This is a genomic window from Erwinia sp. 1181_3 (genome assembly GCF_052824965.1).
This window is the reverse complement of sequence record NZ_VTDE01000002.1, coordinates 564,088-580,365: the sequence shown is the minus strand read 5'-3', so window position 1 is coordinate 580,365 and position 16,278 is coordinate 564,088. Positions and strand designations below refer to the sequence as shown.

General features: G+C 55.7%; 14 protein-coding genes. 8 read left to right on the top strand and 6 right to left on the bottom strand.

Annotated features, from left to right (window positions below):
• Entirely contained in the window at positions 1–1,236 is a 1,236-nt protein-coding gene (gene moeA / locus FY046_RS07035; RefSeq protein WP_446185903.1) for a molybdopterin molybdotransferase MoeA, read from the bottom strand.
• Positions 1,237–1,496: 260 nt separating this feature from the next.
• Here moeA and FY046_RS07030 point away from each other — a divergent pair, with 260 nt between their 5' ends.
• The 6 genes from FY046_RS07030 (at position 1,497) to FY046_RS07005 (ending at position 8,524) form a co-directional block, all read left to right on the top strand.
• Complete coding sequence (locus FY046_RS07030) at positions 1,497–2,453, top strand: isoaspartyl peptidase/L-asparaginase family protein (RefSeq protein ID WP_133841098.1); 957 nt, start codon at positions 1,497–1,499, stop codon at positions 2,451–2,453.
• On the top strand, positions 2,453–4,303 hold the full coding sequence (gene gsiA / locus FY046_RS07025) for a glutathione ABC transporter ATP-binding protein GsiA (protein ID WP_133841097.1): 1,851 nt from the start codon (positions 2,453–2,455) through the stop codon (positions 4,301–4,303). The genes FY046_RS07030 and gsiA overlap by 1 nt, the downstream gene beginning before the upstream one ends.
• Before the next feature lie 40 nt (positions 4,304–4,343).
• Complete coding sequence (gene gsiB, locus FY046_RS07020) at positions 4,344–5,882, top strand: glutathione ABC transporter substrate-binding protein GsiB (RefSeq protein ID WP_171149364.1); 1,539 nt, start codon at positions 4,344–4,346, stop codon at positions 5,880–5,882.
• Between the two features lie 41 nt (positions 5,883–5,923).
• Positions 5,924–6,844: a glutathione ABC transporter permease GsiC gene (gsiC, locus tag FY046_RS07015; protein ID WP_133841096.1), complete on the top strand. Its 921-nt coding sequence runs from the start codon at positions 5,924–5,926 to the stop codon at positions 6,842–6,844.
• A gap of 9 nt (positions 6,845–6,853) precedes the next feature.
• Entirely contained in the window at positions 6,854–7,759 is a 906-nt protein-coding gene (gsiD, locus tag FY046_RS07010) for a glutathione ABC transporter permease GsiD (RefSeq protein WP_133842091.1), read from the top strand.
• A 99-nt stretch (positions 7,760–7,858) separates the two neighbouring features.
• Entirely contained in the window at positions 7,859–8,524 is a 666-nt protein-coding gene (locus tag FY046_RS07005; protein ID WP_159338107.1) for a DUF3313 domain-containing protein, read from the top strand.
• Positions 8,525–8,605: 81 nt separating this feature from the next.
• On the opposite strand, the gene FY046_RS07000 is transcribed toward FY046_RS07005, so the two are convergent.
• Positions 8,606–9,331, bottom strand: coding sequence for a DUF3053 domain-containing protein (locus tag FY046_RS07000; protein WP_159338108.1), 726 nt, complete (start codon positions 9,329–9,331; stop codon positions 8,606–8,608).
• A gap of 124 nt (positions 9,332–9,455) precedes the next feature.
• Between FY046_RS07000 and FY046_RS06995 the strand changes: the two genes are divergently transcribed.
• A complete protein-coding gene (locus FY046_RS06995) occupies positions 9,456–10,568 on the top strand; it encodes a PQQ-dependent sugar dehydrogenase (protein WP_446185902.1) in 1,113 nt (370 codons plus the stop codon).
• A 41-nt stretch (positions 10,569–10,609) separates the two neighbouring features.
• On the opposite strand, the gene FY046_RS06990 is transcribed toward FY046_RS06995, so the two are convergent.
• The gene (locus FY046_RS06990; RefSeq protein WP_446185901.1) at positions 10,610–11,266 is read right to left on the bottom strand and encodes an HAD family hydrolase; all 657 of its coding nucleotides are present in this window, start codon (positions 11,264–11,266) and stop codon (positions 10,610–10,612) included.
• A gap of 275 nt (positions 11,267–11,541) precedes the next feature.
• Here FY046_RS06990 and FY046_RS06985 point away from each other — a divergent pair, with 275 nt between their 5' ends.
• Positions 11,542–12,747: a serine hydrolase gene (locus FY046_RS06985; protein ID WP_167864872.1), complete on the top strand. Its 1,206-nt coding sequence runs from the start codon at positions 11,542–11,544 to the stop codon at positions 12,745–12,747.
• A 212-nt stretch (positions 12,748–12,959) separates the two neighbouring features.
• On the opposite strand, the gene FY046_RS06980 is transcribed toward FY046_RS06985, so the two are convergent.
• The 3 genes from FY046_RS06980 to FY046_RS06970 all read right to left on the bottom strand — a co-directional run bounded on the left by FY046_RS06980 (position 12,960) and on the right by FY046_RS06970 (position 16,152).
• Positions 12,960–14,243, bottom strand: a complete 1,284-nt coding sequence (locus FY046_RS06980) for an HAAAP family serine/threonine permease (protein ID WP_159338109.1) — start codon at positions 14,241–14,243, stop codon at positions 12,960–12,962.
• Between the two features lie 563 nt (positions 14,244–14,806).
• Positions 14,807–15,412: an undecaprenyl-diphosphate phosphatase gene (gene ybjG, locus FY046_RS06975; RefSeq protein WP_159338128.1), complete on the bottom strand. Its 606-nt coding sequence runs from the start codon at positions 15,410–15,412 to the stop codon at positions 14,807–14,809.
• On the bottom strand, positions 15,412–16,152 hold the full coding sequence (locus FY046_RS06970; protein ID WP_133841089.1) for a phosphatase PAP2 family protein: 741 nt from the start codon (positions 16,150–16,152) through the stop codon (positions 15,412–15,414). Before FY046_RS06970 ends, ybjG begins: the two co-directional genes overlap by 1 nt.
• Between the last annotated feature and the right edge of the window lie 126 nt (positions 16,153–16,278).

Here is a 16,278-nt window from a genome sequence, read left to right as displayed (position 1 = left end):
TCAGCCTTCCAACAGGGAATTGAACGGTTCGACTTCCACCCATTCTCCCACGTCGACGTTGCCGCGATCCCGTTCCAGAACAATAAAGCAGTTAGCCTGTTGGAAGGAACTGAAGATATGTGAGCCCTGATGGCCGGTGGTGGCTACCTCCAGCTCGCCTTGCCCATTGCGCTGCAAAATACCGCGCTGAAAGTCGAGGCGGCCGGGGGATTTCTTCAGAAAGCTGGCGCTCCGCACCCGCTGACGTGGCGGCAATGCCGGGCCTGCCTGCCCCGTCAGCTTCGCCAGTAATGGCTGCACCAGCTGGTAAAAGGTCACCACCGCCGAGACCGGATTGCCAGGCAGACCGCAGAACCAGCTGTTCGGCAGGCGACCGAAAGCAAAGGGCTTACCGGGTTTCATTGCCAGCTTCCAGAAGCCGATTTCACCCAGTTCTTCCAGCATCTGCCGGGTGTAATCCGCTGCACCCACCGATACGCCGCCGCTGCTGATCACCACATCCGCACGACTATCGGCCTCAATAAAGGCAGCACGCAGCGCAGCCGGGTCATCACGGATAATCCCGAGATCGATCACCTCGCAGCCGAGTTTGTTCAGCATCAGCTGCACGGCGAAGCGGTTAGTATCGTATATCTGGCCCGCAGCCAGCGGCTGACCCACCGGCTGTAACTCATCGCCGGTGGAGAACAGGGCAACCCGTAGCTTACGCAGCACCGCGACCTGGGCAATGCCCAGCGAGGCGAGCAGCGGCAGTTCGGCCGCACCCAGTTTTATTCCCGCCTCCAGTACCTGGGTTCCCTGGCGGATATCTTCACCCACCCGGCGGATATTTTGCCCGGCACTGACATCGGCAGTGATGCGGATGGCCTCACCTTCCTGCTCAGTCTGTTCCTGCATCACCACCGCGTCACAGCCCTCAGGCAGCGGCGCTCCGGTCATAATTCGAATGCAGGTCCCGGCAGGCCAGTTGCCGCTGAATGGGCTACCGGCAAAAGCCATCCCCGCCACGGGCAGTGTGCTTCCCGCGGTGAGATCGGCCATGCGCAGGGCATAACCGTCCATGGCGGAATTGTCGAATGGGGGGACATCGATGGGGGAGATCACCGTGCTGGCGGTAATACGGCCAGCGGCATCCGGTAATGTGACGGTGTCGTGTTGCTGAACAGGGATCACGCGCGCCAGCAACGTGCTGAGTGCATCATCAAGCGAGATCAACCCCGCAGTGAAAGCTTCCATTGAGTTATTTCTCCAGGATTCGGGCAAAAATCTAATGCGATCATTATGGCGTGAATCGCTCGCAGGGTCACGTTTGCCCGCCTGCGTAAGCCATAACCGTCTATAAAGTTTATCTTAGAATTAATGGTTATTATCAGGGTGCGAACTTTCTGCTTTACATCGCTATATTGCCTGCCTATAGTCAAAAACTGCTTTTTTTCGACAAATATATTCTAACTCAGTGTTTTTCATGCTGATTTGGCACACAGGGTAAATGAATTATGGCCATAGCGACGATTGCAATTCACGGTGGTGCAGGAGCTATCGCGCGTGCCAGCATGGATGCAGAGAAAGAGCTGCTCTATCGCCAGGCGCTGTTGCAGATCGTTGCCAGCGGGCAGGCATTGCTGGCGGCGGGGTGCAGTGCATTGGATGTGGTGACCGAGGCAGTGCGCCAGCTGGAAGAGTGTTCACTGTTTAATGCCGGGGTCGGCTCAGTCTTTACGCATGAAGGCACGCATGAGCTGGATGCCAGCGTCATGGATGGCCGCACGCGAGAAGCCGGGGCTGTGGCGGGTGTTACCCGCGTGCGTAATCCGGTGCTGGCGGCACGCACGGTGCTGGAAAACAGTCCTCATGTGTTGTTTATCGGCCAGGGTGCGGAATCGTTTGCGGCATCACATGGCCTCGAAATGGTCGAAAATGCGTTTTTCTCCACGCCAGAGCGCCGTGCACAGCTTGAGCGCGCCATCGCCACACAACAAACTCTGTTGGATCACGATGGCGATGCGTCTGGCGAACCGCTGGATCCTGACCGCAAGTTTGGCACGGTGGGGGCGGTTGCCCTCGACCAGGCGGGCAATCTTGCAGCGGCAACCTCTACGGGCGGCATGACTAACAAGCAGGTGGGTCGTGTCGGTGACTCCCCCTTACCTGGCGCAGGATGCTACGCCAGCGACAGCGTGGCCGTCTCCTGTACGGGTACCGGGGAAGTGTTTATGCGCACGCTGGCGGCCTATGATATCGCCGCGCTGATGGCGTACGCCGGACTGTCGTTACAACAGGCCAGTGACAAAGTGATCCACGAAAACATTCCTGCACTGGGCGGCAGCGGTGGGCTGATTGCTATCGACGCTGCTGGCAACGTGGTGCTGCCGTTTAACAGCGAAGGCATGTATCGCGCTTATGCCGTGGTGGGTGAACGGCCAGTGGTCGCCATTTATCGGGAGGAGCCCTGATGAGTGAGTTACCCCATCAGGATGATGTGGTGCTGTCGGTAAGCGACCTCAGCGTCAGCTTCCAGCATGAAGGCCAGCGTATTCAGGCCGTCAATAACCTGTCACTGGAGGTCCGCCGTGGCGAAACGCTGGCGATTGTTGGTGAGTCCGGTTCCGGTAAATCGGTCACCTCTCTGGCCCTGATGCGGCTGGTGGAGCAGGGCGGCGGGAAAATTGACAACGGGGAGATGTGGCTACGTCGTCGCAATCATCAGTTGGTCAATCTGGCCACACAGTCGCCGTCGCAGTTGCGCACCCTGCGCGGTGCCGATATGGCGATGATTTTCCAGGAGCCGATGACCTCGCTGAACCCGGTATTCCCGGTGGGTGAGCAGATTGCAGAATCCATTCGTCTCCATCAGGGCAAAAGCCACGCCGGGGCCCTGGCCGAGGCGCAGCGGATGCTCGACCTCGTGCGTATCCCTGAAGCAAAAAATGTGCTGGCGCGCTATCCGCATCAGCTTTCTGGCGGGATGCGTCAGCGTGTGATGATCGCGATGGCGCTCTCCTGCCGTCCTGCGCTGTTGATTGCCGATGAACCCACTACCGCGCTGGATGTGACCATTCAGGCACAAATACTCCAGCTGATCCGCGTGCTGCAAAAAGAGATGCAGATGGGGGTGATCTTTATCACTCACGATATGGGCGTGGTGGCCGAGATGGCCGACCGCGTTCAGGTCATGTATCGCGGTGATGTGGTGGAAACCGGCAGCGTCGAGGCGATCTTCAGTCACCCTCAACAGCCCTATACGCGTGCGCTGCTGGCAGCCGTACCGAAACTGGGGGCGATGACCGGGCGTCACTGGCCAGCCAAATTCCCGTTGGTCAGTGAAGGTGAATCCGTGGCAGAACAGCCGCAGGATACGGTAAACCCGCAGGATACGCCGATTCTTCAGGTGCGCGACCTGGTGACGCGTTTTGATATTCGTGGCGGCCTGCTCAACCGGGTACAGCGCCGTGTGCATGCGGTAGAGAAGGTGAGCTTTGATCTGCGCCCCGGCGAAACGCTGGCGCTGGTGGGAGAGTCCGGCTGCGGCAAGTCCACCACCGGGCGTTCGCTGCTGCGGCTGGTTGAAAGCCAGGGCGGCAGCATCACTTTCAACGGCCAGCGTATCGATAATCTGACTGGGAGCGCGTTGTCGCATCTGCGGCGTGATATTCAGTTTATTTTCCAGGACCCTTATGCGTCGCTCGACCCGCGCCTGACGGTGGGGTTTTCGATCATGGAACCGCTGCTGGTGCACGGCATTGCCCGTGGGCGGGAGGCCGAGCAGCGCGTGGCCGCCCTGTTAGAGCGCGTCGGCCTGCTGCCTGAACACGCCCAGCGCTATCCCCATGAATTTTCCGGCGGGCAGCGACAACGCATCTGTATTGCCCGCGCGCTGGCGCTTAATCCGAAAGTCGTGATCGCCGATGAAGCGGTTTCCGCGCTGGATGTGTCGATCCAGGCACAGATTATTAATTTGATGCTCGATTTGCAGCGTGAATTTGGCATTGCGTTTCTGTTTATCTCGCACGATATGGCGGTGGTGGAACGAATCAGCCACCGTGTGGCGGTGATGTTCCTTGGGCAGATTGTGGAAATCGGTCCGCGCCAGGCGGTGTTCGAACATCCCCAGCATCCTTACACCCGTAAGCTGATGGCCGCTGTACCGGTGGCCGACCCTGCGCACCGGAGACGTGAACGCGCACTGCTCGTTGATGAAATACCCAGCCCAATCCACGCCCTCGGTGATGAGCCGGATGTGGCACCGCTGGTAGAGGTGAGCGCCGGGCATTACGTGGCGCGCCATGCCATAAATCGCAGCTAGAACCTGTTTACTCCAGAGTAGAACGACAATAAGGGATGACATGATGAATCACTACACGCGTAAATTGCTGTTAACTGCTGGCCTGCTCGGCAGCGTTGTTGCACTGCCTGCCTGGGCGGCGAAAGATGTCACCATTGCAGTCGCCTCAAACTTCACCACCCTGGACCCGTACGACGCGAATGACACGCTGTCGCAGGCCGTGGCAAAGTCGTTTTATCAGGGGCTGTTTGGCTTTGATAAAGAGATGAAGCTGGAAAACGTGCTGGCAGAAAGTTACCAGGCCAGCCCGGATGGACTGAGCTATACCATCAAACTAAAAACCGGTGTTAACTTCCAGGATGGCACCCCGTTTAATGCTGAAGCGGTAAAAGCCAACCTCGACCGTGCCAGTAACCCGGACAATCATCTCAAGCGGTATAACCTGTTTAAAACCATCGCCAGCACCGAAGTGGTGGACGCTAACACGGTAAAAATCACGCTTAAGCAACCGTTCTCTGCCTTTATCAACACCCTGGCCAGCCCGGCAGCGGCGATGATCTCCCCGGATGCGCTGAAGAAATACGGTAAGGATATCGGCTTCCACCCGGTCGGCACCGGTCCTTACGAGTTCGTCACCTGGAATCAGACTGATTTTGTGAAAGTGAAGAAGTTTGCGGGTTACTGGAAAGCGGGCTATCCGAAGCTGGACAGCATTACCTGGCGCCCGGTCGTGGATAACAACACCCGTTCCGCGATGCTGCAAACGGGCGAAGCCAACTTTGCTTTCCCTATCCCGTTTGAGCAGGCGAAACTGCTGGAGAAAAACAGCAAACTGGATCTGGTGACCTCGCCATCGATCATGCAGCGTTACATCAGCTTTAACGTGACGCAGAAGCCGTTTGATAACCCGAAAGTGCGTGAAGCGATCAACTACGCGATTAACCGTGAGGCGCTGGCGAAAGTGGCCTTCGCCGGTTATGCCACCCCGGCAACCGGTATTGTACCGCCGTCGATCCAGTACTCACAAAGCTACCCGGCCCCGGAATACAACCCGGCTAAAGCGCGTGAACTGTTGAAGGAAGCGGGCTATCCGAACGGCTTTACTACCGCACTGTGGTCTTCGCATAATCACAGCACTGCGCAGAAGGTGTTGCAATTCACCCAGCAGCAGCTGGCACAGGTGGGCATCAAAGTGGAACTGACGGCGATGGATGCCGGTCAGCGTGCGGCACAGGTTGAAGATAAAGGCCAGAAAGAGAGCGGCGTGCGCATGTTCTACACTGGCTGGTCTGCCTCTACCGGGGAAGCCAACTGGGCCTTAACGCCGCTGTTCGCCACGCAGTCCTGGCCGCCAACCATCTTTAACACCGCTTTCTACAGCAACACACAGGTGGATAAAGATCTGGCTGATGCGCTGAATACGACTGACGGCGAGAAAAAAGCCGCGCTGTACAAAGATGCGCAGGACCGTATCTGGAAAGATCAGCCCTGGGCACCGCTGGTCGTGGAAAAGCTGGTTTCGGCAAACACCAAAAACCTGACCGGGTTCTATGTGATGCCGGATACCTCGTTCAGCTTTGACGATGCTGACCTGAAGTAATGGACTAACGCGCCTCCCGTCAGGGAGGCGCAGGGTACAAGATGCTTAACTATTTTCTCAAACGCTTACTGGGGCTGATCCCCACGCTGCTGATCGTGGCGGTGCTGGTGTTCCTGTTTGTTCACCTGCTGCCCGGCGATCCGGCGCGACTGATTGCCGGGCGCGAAGCCGATGCCGATGTGGTGGCGATGGTGCGCCAGCAACTGGGGCTGGATTTGCCTTTGCCGCAGCAGTTCTGGCAGTACATCACCCATGCCGTGCGCGGGGATTTTGGCATCTCGATGGTGTCGAAACGCCCGGTCTCGGAAGAGATCGCCCAACGCTTTCTGCCGACGCTGTGGCTGACCCTGAGCAGCATGGTGTGGTCAGTGATTTTTGGTATGGCCATTGGCATTGTCTCTGCCGTATGGCGCAACCGCTGGCCGGACAGGCTGGGGATGACGCTGGCGGTTTCAGGGATCTCTTTCCCGGCGTTTGCGCTGGGCATCCTGCTGATGCAGGTTTTTTCCGTGGAGCTTGGCTGGCTGCCGACCGTCGGCGCCGATAGCTGGCAACACTATATTTTACCCTCCATTACCCTCGGCGCTGCCGTAGCGGCGGTGATGGCACGCTTTACCCGAGCCTCTTTCGTTGAGGTGATGCAGGAAGACTATATGCGTACCGCACGCGCTAAGGGCGTGCGTGAATCGGTGGTGGTGATCAAACACGGCCTGCGCAATGCGATGATCCCTGTGGTCACGATGATGGGCCTGCAATTTGGCTTCCTGCTGGGGGGCTCCATCGTGGTCGAGGTGGTGTTTAACTGGCCAGGGCTGGGGCGGCTGCTGGTGGATTCGGTGGAAATGCGTGATTACCCGGTTATTCAGGCCGAAGTGCTGCTGTTTTCGCTGGAGTTTATCTTGATTAACCTGGTGGTCGATATGCTGTATGCCGCGATCAACCCCGCCATTCGCTACAAGTAAGGATGCATGATGATTAACTGGCGACGTAACGCCGTACTCTCAGCGCTGCCGGGTATCAGTCCCAATCGCGTCCGTACCCCGTGGCGTGAGTTCTGGCGGCGTTTTCGTCGCCAGCATGTGGCGATGATTGCCGCTGTTTTTGTGCTGCTGCTGATCCTGATTGCGCTGTTTGCACCGCTTCTCGCCCCGTTCGATGCCGAGAACTTTTTTGATTACGATCGGCTGAATGAAGGGCCGTCGCTGGTCCACTGGTTTGGCGTGGATGCGCTGGGGCGTGATATTTTCAGTCGCGTGCTGCTGGGTAGCCGGCTATCACTGGTCGCGGGTTTCTTCTCGGTAGCGGTGGGTGCCGCGATAGGCACGCTGCTGGGGCTGTTAGCCGGTTACTACGAAGGCTGGTGGGACCGCATCATTATGCGTATCTGCGATGTGCTGTTCGCGTTTCCCGGCATTCTGCTGGCGATCGCCGTGGTGGCGGTGATGGGCAACGGCATGTCGAATGTGATTCTGGCGGTGGCGATATTCAGTATTCCGGCCTTTGCCCGCCTTGTCCGCGGCAATACGCTGGTGCTGAAGCATTTGACGTATATTGAGTCGGCACGCAGTATCGGCGCATCGGATCTGACTATCATCCTGCGGCACATTCTGCCGGGGACGCTGTCGTCGATTGTGGTTTATTTCACTATGCGTATTGGTACTTCAATCATTTCGGCAGCCAGCCTGTCATTTCTTGGGCTGGGCGCGCAGCCGCCGACCCCGGAGTGGGGGGCGATGCTCAATGAGGCTCAGGCTGATATGGTGCTGGCACCGCACGTGGCGATTTTCCCCAGTCTGGCGATTTTCCTGACCGTGCTCGCCTTTAATCTGCTGGGGGATGGCCTGCGGGATGCGCTGGATCCGAAGCTAAAAACCTGACGCTGACCGCAGTCAGATCAACTATTTTGCTTATCCCGCTGGTGAAAGGTCAGGCGCGCTCTATGCTTGAATAACCTTCACTGAGCAAGGAATTTGGCAATGCAGAATTTGCGTCTCCCTCTGGTCGCCGGGCTGGCAACGTTGTGTCTTGTGCTGGCCGGCTGTTCGTCAAAAGTAGCTGATACCACACAATATTCCGGTTTTTTGCCGGATTATTCCCGCCTGAAAGCATCGGAGTCTCCCAGCGGTCATGAAACGTTGCGCTGGGTTTCACCTGATTTTAAACTGTCTGATTATCGCGGCATTTATTACACCCCGGTGGTCTATTACCCGGCAGCAAAACCGACTGCCCGCGTCAGCCAACCCACGCTGGACCAGGTGCGCAGTTATCTCGACCAGCAGCTGAAAAGTGCGGTTGGGCAGCGTAAAGCGCTGGTGAATCAGTCCGGCCCCGGCACGCTGATCATGAAAACGGCGATCACGGCGGTGAATGCCGAAAATCAGGATATGAAGTTCTATGAAGTGGTGCCGGTGGCGGCGGTCGTTGCCAGCACGATGGCGGCCTCCGGGCATCGTACTCAGAACAGTGTGCTGTTCCTGGAAACGCAGTTGCTGGATGCGAAAACCGGCAAACCGGTGGTGGAAGTGGTCCGCAAGGCTTACGGAAAAACCGTGCCTAACAGCAATGCACCGATCAATCTGAGCGAGCTGAAAAGCGGTATCGATGAGATGGTACGGGACGTTGTGACTTTCCCTGCGCAGTAAAGTACTCGTTGTTGGCCGACCGCAACACTCGGTCGGCCACTTTTATCTTGATGCTGTAACGGGTGAACTTTCTGCCCGGATTTAACGGATCATGCTTTGTAACTGACCGGCGGTTTTCATCAGATCCATGACTAACGGCTGGAGTTTTTGCTGAATGGCATTGTACTGATCCAGAGCTTTCTGGTCGGTAAACTGCACGATATTCCCGGATACGGTGACTTTGTCTCCCTGCTGTTTCAACAGATCCACCTGGCTCACCAGCAGCGTCAGCACCTCCGGGACCTGCGTGGCAACCTGCAACGCCGCATCACCCGGTGCAACAATCACTTTAGCCCACACCTGGTCATAAACCGCCTTCAGATCGTCCGGCTGTTTCAGCGCGGCATGTTTGCTTTCGCTATCCGCGCGCAGCTTCTCCAGCACCGGTTTCCAGGCGGCACTTTGATCGGCCATTTTTTTGAGGTCATCGCGCTTAGCCATCAGGTTGCTGACGGTATTCACACCCCTGAACTGGGCAAAAACTTCGCCCAGGGAGGCGCTGAACACGTTGCCCATCCCCTTGTGATAATCCGTCAGTAACGCATAGTCGCTGGCATAGGGGCCGAATGCTTTGGTCTCCTCGTCCGTCAGGGTAGGGACGGCAACCTGCGATTTTGCCAGCACGCGTGTTTGCAGGAATTCAATAAATGCCTTGCGCTGTTCTGGCTCTTTGTCGCCGCAGCCGCTTAATGTCAGCAGCAGGGCCATCATGATCAACGGTAGCAGTAAAAAACGGATGAAACCCGTCTGTGGTAATCGTGAAGTCATCAGACATATCCCTTGTAGTATTGAAAAAATAGCCCGGGGAATATAGCGCACTGAACCGGATAATTCGGCAATTATTGGTAATTTAACTACGTTTAATTAACAAATAGCGATAAGGAGCATAACGATGAGAGGTTGCCTGGCGGCGTTAACGATGGTGTCAGCGTTATTACTCAGCCCAGCGATACGGGCTGAAAAAGTCCATGCTGAGGTGCTACAGGATGGGTTGGATCATCCCTGGTCGCTGGCCTTTCTACCGGATAACCAGGGGATGTTGATCACCGAACGTTCCGGCCAGTTACGCCGCTGGCAGGCTGGAGCGGGGCTGTCTGAACCGATCGGCGGTGTGCCTGAGGTCTGGGCGCAGCGCCAGGGCGGATTGCTGGATGTGGTACTGGCACCTGATTTCTCCAGCAGCCGCCGCGTCTGGCTCAGTTATACCGTTGCGGGGCAGGACGGCCGCGCCGGAGCGGCGGTTGGCTATGGCCGGCTCAGCGAGGACCATCGCCAGTTGAGTGACTTCCGTGAAGTGCTACGGCAGCAGGGGCTGTCAACCGGAGCCAATCTGGGCACGCGCCTGGCGTTTGACCGCAGTGGCCATCTGTTTATCGCCTTTGGCGACAACTTCCAGGCAGGAAAAGCGCAGGATTTGTCTGCCCTGCAAGGCAAGATCGTTCGTCTCAACGCCGATGGCTCTGTTCCTGCCGATAATCCGCTGGCGACGAAAGCAGGAGCGCGGCCTGAAATCTGGAGCTGGGGGATGCGTAATCCGCAGGGACTTGCCCTGAATCCGGCCAGCGGTGAAATCTGGGAGAGTGAACACGGCCCGCGTGGCGGCGATGAAGTGAATATTCCACACCGGGGCAATAATTACGGCTGGCCGCTGGCAACATGGGGAGTTGATTACAGCGGTGAAAAAGTCCCCGGCTCGAAAGGGGGCCGCGTGGCGGGAACCGAGCAACCGGTCTGGTACTGGAAAGTCTCTCCGGCGATTAGCGGCATGGCGTTTTACAGCGGCACACGCTTCCCACAGTGGAAAGATTCACTGTTTATCGGTGCACTGAAAGAGAAAAACCTGATCCGCCTGAGCCTTAATGGCAATCGGGTTGAAGGGCAGGAACGTCTGCTGGCCGACCGTGGTGAGCGTATTCGTGATGTACGGGCCGGGCCGGATGGCTGGCTGTATGTGCTGACAGACGAGCCGAATGGCAAACTGCTGAAGGTGGGGTTGCAGCCTTAAGCAACAAAGCAGGGCTGAGCGAAAGCGATCAGCCCTAAACGTTACCGAAGCCAGTGACAGATTTCCCAGCCGCGCTGCTGAGCCAGCAGGCTGAGCGGTTCGGCAGGGTTGATAACCCAGGCATGGTCCGCATGTTCCAGCATCGGCAGGTCGTTGATGGAATCACTGTAAGCCCAGGTGCGGGAATAGGTCGGCGTTTGCGCCTGTTGCAACCAGTCGTTCAGACGGCTGACTTTGCCCTCTTTATAGGTCATGGTGCCATAGGTCTGGCCGCTGTAGCGGTCATCAATGATCTCCACGCCAATCGCCAGTGCACCGCACGCGCCCAACTGTTCTGCGATCGGTGTAACCAGATGTTCACCACTGGCCGAGATAACAATGACGGTATCGCCACGTTCCTGATGCCAGCGCATTCGCTCGCGGGCGGCAGGGTAGACGCGTGGCAGGATGTCTCGCTGAATAAAGCGGCGGATCCAGCCGGATACCGTGGCGGCTGACATCCCAGCCAGCGGGGAGAGTGTGGTATGCATATAGGCTTCCATCGACAGCGAGCCTTGATAGTATTGTTCCATCAGAGCCCGCTCTTCATCGATCAGAGCGGCAGGGGCAAATCCCTGGGAAACCAGCCAGCGCAGCCACAGGCCGGTACTGTCTTCACAAATCAGTGTTTCATCAAGATCAAACAGCGCTAAATCCATCGTCGTGACTCCTCTTGCAGACTTTTCTCAGATTAGCGGATTTTTGTGACAGGCTTAACTGTTCGCCGATAATTCGGATTTAAGCCCGTTTTACACTTTGTGAAAATGACGCTAAATTGTGCCTTATTACAGGCAAAATCAGCCATATTGAATAAACTGTAGAAATCTTTACGGTAAAATTGTTCTTTTTCAGGATGTAACACCTTAGTGTAGGGCGGTTAGTCTCCTGGCTTTAATTTTAATCATTGTCTTTCAAATGGATACCTGGTCACGACATGAAGAATATTTCCCTGTCATCCCGTGTTTTTACACTGGCTACCACCTCCACGCTGTTGCTATTAACACTGTCCCCCGCCAGGGCAGAGCAGGCACCTGCCGCCCCACAGATTGAGGCGAAAGCCTGGGTGCTGATGGATTATAACAGCGGTAAAGTGCTTACCGAATCTAATGCCGATCAGCGCCTTGACCCGGCCAGCCTGACGAAAATGATGGCCAGCTATGTCACCGGGCAGGCTCTGAAGGCAGGCAAAATCAGCAACGATGATATGGTGACCGTTGGCAAAGACGCGTGGGCTACCGGTAATCCGGTATTGCAGGGGTCATCCCTGATGTTCCTGAAGCCCGGCGATCGTATTCCGGTTTCGGAGCTGAATAAAGGCATTGTGATCCAGTCCGGTAACGATGCCAGTATCGCCCTGGCCGACCATGTGGCGGGCAGCCAGGATTCGTTTGTTGGCCTGATGAATAACTACGTGAAGGCGCTGGGGCTGCAAAATACCCATTTCAAAACAGTGCACGGGCTGGATTCCTCCGGTCAGTACAGCACTGCTCGCGATATGGCGCTGATCGGCCAGGCGTTGATTCGCGATGTGCCGGAAGAGTATGCCCTGCACAAAGAGAAAGAATTTACCTTCAATAAGATTCGCCAGCACAACCGCAACCGCCTGCTGTGGAGTACCAATTTGCACGTTGACGGTATCAAGACGGGTCATACGTCCGGTGCCGGCAACAACCTGGTGGCTTCCGCGACGGACGGCGATATGCGCCTGATCTCCGTGGTGCTGGGTGCGGCTACCGATGCGATTCGTTTCCGCGAAAGTGAAAAGCTGCTGACCTGGGGCTTCCGTTTTTTTGAGACCATCACGCCGATTAAAGCGGGGAACGCATTTGCCACCCAGCGCGTCTGGTTTGGCGACCGGAAAGAGGTCAGTCTTGGTGTGGCGAAGGATGCTTCAATTACGCTGCCAAGAGGGCAGATGAAAAATCTGAAGGCCAGTTTCACACTGACCCAACCGCAGCTGACGGCGCCGCTGGCTAAGCATCAGGTCGTTGGGACAATTGACTTCCAGTTGGATGGCAAATCGATTGAGCAACGCCCGCTGGTGGTGCTGGAGGAAGTGAAAGAAGGGGGATTCTTTAGCCGCATGTGGGACTTCGTGATGATGAAGATGAATAGCTGGTTTGGTAGCTGGTTCGCGTAAATCGTCAACGTTTTGGGCGAGGCGTGCCTCGCCCCTACATACGACTTCGGGATTTTACAGGGCGAGGCGTGCCTCGCCCCTACATACGACTTCGGGATTTTACAGGGCGAGGCGTGCCTTGCCCCGACAAAGCGGGTGTGGGATTTTGCAGAGCGAGGCGTGCCTTGCTCCGACAAAGCGGTAGGGGTCAGGCATTCCTGACCCTGTGAACATCAGATCAGGTCATACGCCACGGCGGAAATTGCCACCAGGCCTACCAGCACGACAAACACATTGCTCAGTTTGCCGCTGTATTTGCGCATCGCCGGGACTTTGTTAATCGCGTACATCGGCATCAGGAACAACAGCACGGCGATGATGGGGCCACCCAGGCTCTCAATCAGGCCGAGAATGCTTGGATCGAGTGTTGCCACAATCCAGGTCGTCACCAGCATAAACAGCGCGGTAAAGCGGTTCAGTTTATGCTCGGCAATGGTTTTACCCCGGCTGCGCAGCATCTTATTCACCGTACCATTAAAGCCTTCACGTGCACCCAGATAGTGGCCCAGGAAGGATTTGGTAATGGCCACCATCGCAATAATTGGTGCCAGCCACGCCATCAGCGGGGTGTCAAAGTGGTTCGCCAGATAAGACAGAATAGAGATGTTCTGGGACTTGGCTTCCGCCAGGTTTTCCGGTGTCAGGCTCAATACACAGCTGAACACGAAGAACATCACGGTAAGCACCATCATGATATGGCTGCGTGCCAGAATGCGTGAGCATTTTGGTTCAGCCTGGTCGCCGTACTCTTCGCGTTTGGCAACGGCAAAGGCAGAGATAATCGGTGAGTGGTTGAAGGAGAACACCATGACCGGGATGGCCAGCCACAAAGTCATCATCAGACCTTTTCCGCTGCCACTCAGGCTGACGTTGTCGAAGATTGCGCTGCTCCAGTGTGGGATCAGGTATAACGCCAGCAGCATCAGTACCAGAACAAACGGATAAACTAGCACGCTCATCGTTTTGACGATGATCTCTTTACCAAAACGCACAATCGTCATCAGACCGACAATCAGAATCAGAGACAGCAGCGCACGTGGCGGTGCCTGAATCTGCAACTGGTGAGTCATGAAGCTTTCCACGGTATTGGTGATCGCCACGCTGTAGACCAGCAGGATCGGATAGATGGCAAAGAAGTAGAGCAGGGTGATCAGCTTACCGGCACCCACGCCAAAATGTTCTTCAACCACTTCAGTAATATCTTCGCCCGGATTACGGCCAGACAAGACGAAGCGGCAGAGTCCACGGTGAGCAAAATAGGTCATCGGGAAGGCCAGTACGGCCATGATGATCAACGGGATCAGGCCACCAATTCCGGCATTGATTGGCAGAAACAGTACGCCCGCACCAATCGCCGTACCATAAAGGCCGAGCATCCACATAGTGTCAGTTTTACGCCACGCGCTGGCATCCTGCGTTGCTTCGGGGCTCAACACCGCCGTTTGGGATGTGTCCATGATTTCTCCAGGGTTGAAATGTTAAAACAATTAACTAAATCGTATTCCTTCCGCGATATCAGAATTAACCCCTGATTACGGCTTTAATTAATTACTCTGATTTTATGGCGCACACTCTACCACTAGAAAAAATAGAAGAAAGCACTGTCTTTGGGGTTACCGGTGATCGAAATCACATTTCCATCACCTTTTTTAGTGTGAACATCTGTAGGGTGGGTTTTTGAAGGGGTTATTGACCAGGTAATGAGTGTTTAAACAGGTATTTACACTGATTTTTATCATTTTGGTATGGTGAAATAGTGAGCGTAGGCGGCGAAAATATCAGCTTTGTTTTTCGTAATTTTTTAATTATCAATGGGTTGTATTTTTTTTAGTGGAGTGGTTTGCGGTTAATTTAAGCGCCTTGCGCAACACGCATAATATCTGGGAGATAGGTTGATGATGTTGCGCAATAAGCAAAAAGTGATTTGCATGAAATAGCCGTGCATTTTTTAAAAAAACAGGGAGAGGTGTGATCTGCATCAAAGTAAAAGAGCCTGAATAATCAGGCCCATCATGTTGGATTAATCGCGTACCCATCCTTTACTGATGGGGAAGGCAAACAACGCCCGATAGAGAGAAGAGAGGCGGGGTAGCAATGTCGCGCCAAACAACTGCCAGAATATTTGCGCAAACAGGCAGGAGAGCAGTCCCACCAGCATGCCACCCAGCATATCCAGCGGCCAGTGTACGCCCAGATAAACGCGCGACCACGCAATGGCTGCGCCAGTCACCATCAAAATCGCGCCTGACCACAGGCGGTGCCAGCAGATAAAGGCAATGGCAAAGGTAAAGATCACCGTACCGTGATCGCTGGGGTAAGAGTCATCCGGCGCATGTGACAGGAACTGATGCCCCAGACCAATAGCAAAAGGGCGCGGGTGTGGGAAGAGTTGCGCCAGGCACCAGGAAATCGCAAGGGCGTAAAGCAGTGCTATGCCGGTTTTAACCACCAGCACACGTTGTGAAGTGAGCTGGCTGCGAGGCCCCCACAGCCACAGGCCCACGATCAGCAGGGGAACAATGGCGATCACATCGCGGGCAATAAAGGTGGCCAGGTCGATCAGCCATTCGGGTGACGCCGCGTTGGCATTGACCCAAAGAAACAGTGCCCGGTTCAGCTCTTCCATCATGTTGATTTCCTCGTCTTGTTAAGCAGATACGTTACGCATCCGAAAGTCACACATTGCGTCAGCCAGACCCACCATGCTGCCCACAGGTTGTGGGAGAGAAAGTGGGCGCCGCGCATAATCTGTCCAAAGCCCATCACCATGCCAACGGCCAGGGCTGCCCACCAGCAGGCCCAGGCCAGGCGTGTGCGTTGTGGGTAGAACAGAAAAAACAGCGCCAGGGCACTGAAGCCGCTGGATGCATGGCCGCCGGGGAAACAGCGTCCCGGCCCGCTGTTCACCGGGACAGCGCCGAACAACGGGTATGAGACCGCCTTCCCCCCAAATTCCACCAGATCCCACGGACAGGAGTGGGCACTGGTGGCCTTGAGTACGCCCACCACCAGCGGGCCAATGCCCATCAACAATGCCACTAATACCCAGCGTGGCTGACGGCGTACCACGCCGGCCAGCAGCAGTACGATACCCCCGCCAATGACCATCTGTTTAAGCAGCCGATGGTTAATCAAATCAAGCCAGTGATTATCTTTCCACGGAAATTGCTGTGTCAGCGGGTCAAACCACAGGCGAGTGATCGCCATATCGATGCTTTCACTGCGCGACAACCAGATAAACACCATGGCGCTGAGGATCAGTAGCACGAATTGCTTAAGGTAAAAGTGTGTGGGCAAGGGGTAAAGAGAATCGCTCTTAATTACACGATTCGTTTGGCTTTTGTTGAGAATTAATGATGATTTCATGACAGTTTGGCGACCAGGGGAGCATGGTGCTACTTTGCCGTGAGGGGCTTAAGGAAACATTAAGAAGGCCGCAGAAAATCGGACAGGAGCAGAAAAGAAAAAAACCCGAAAATCATAAGATTAACG

Excerpts from the sequence above, each read along its gene's own strand:
- moeA (WP_446185903.1), bottom strand. The coding sequence starts at position 1,236 with ATGGAAGCTTTCACTGCGGGGTTGATCTCGCTTGATGATGCACTCAGC.
- FY046_RS07030 (WP_133841098.1), top strand. The coding sequence starts at position 1,497 with ATGGCCATAGCGACGATTGCAATTCACGGTGGTGCAGGAGCTATCGCG.
- gsiA (WP_133841097.1), top strand. The coding sequence starts at position 2,453 with ATGAGTGAGTTACCCCATCAGGATGATGTGGTGCTGTCGGTAAGCGAC.
- gsiB (WP_171149364.1), top strand. The coding sequence starts at position 4,344 with ATGATGAATCACTACACGCGTAAATTGCTGTTAACTGCTGGCCTGCTC.
- gsiC (WP_133841096.1), top strand. The coding sequence starts at position 5,924 with ATGCTTAACTATTTTCTCAAACGCTTACTGGGGCTGATCCCCACGCTG.
- gsiD (WP_133842091.1), top strand. The coding sequence starts at position 6,854 with ATGATTAACTGGCGACGTAACGCCGTACTCTCAGCGCTGCCGGGTATC.
- FY046_RS07005 (WP_159338107.1), top strand. The coding sequence starts at position 7,859 with ATGCAGAATTTGCGTCTCCCTCTGGTCGCCGGGCTGGCAACGTTGTGT.
- FY046_RS07000 (WP_159338108.1), bottom strand. The coding sequence starts at position 9,331 with ATGACTTCACGATTACCACAGACGGGTTTCATCCGTTTTTTACTGCTA.
- FY046_RS06995 (WP_446185902.1), top strand. The coding sequence starts at position 9,456 with ATGAGAGGTTGCCTGGCGGCGTTAACGATGGTGTCAGCGTTATTACTC.
- FY046_RS06990 (WP_446185901.1), bottom strand. The coding sequence starts at position 11,266 with ATGGATTTAGCGCTGTTTGATCTTGATGAAACACTGATTTGTGAAGAC.
- FY046_RS06985 (WP_167864872.1), top strand. The coding sequence starts at position 11,542 with ATGAAGAATATTTCCCTGTCATCCCGTGTTTTTACACTGGCTACCACC.
- FY046_RS06980 (WP_159338109.1), bottom strand. The coding sequence starts at position 14,243 with ATGGACACATCCCAAACGGCGGTGTTGAGCCCCGAAGCAACGCAGGAT.
- ybjG (WP_159338128.1), bottom strand. The coding sequence starts at position 15,412 with ATGGAAGAGCTGAACCGGGCACTGTTTCTTTGGGTCAATGCCAACGCG.
- FY046_RS06970 (WP_133841089.1), bottom strand. The coding sequence starts at position 16,152 with ATGAAATCATCATTAATTCTCAACAAAAGCCAAACGAATCGTGTAATT.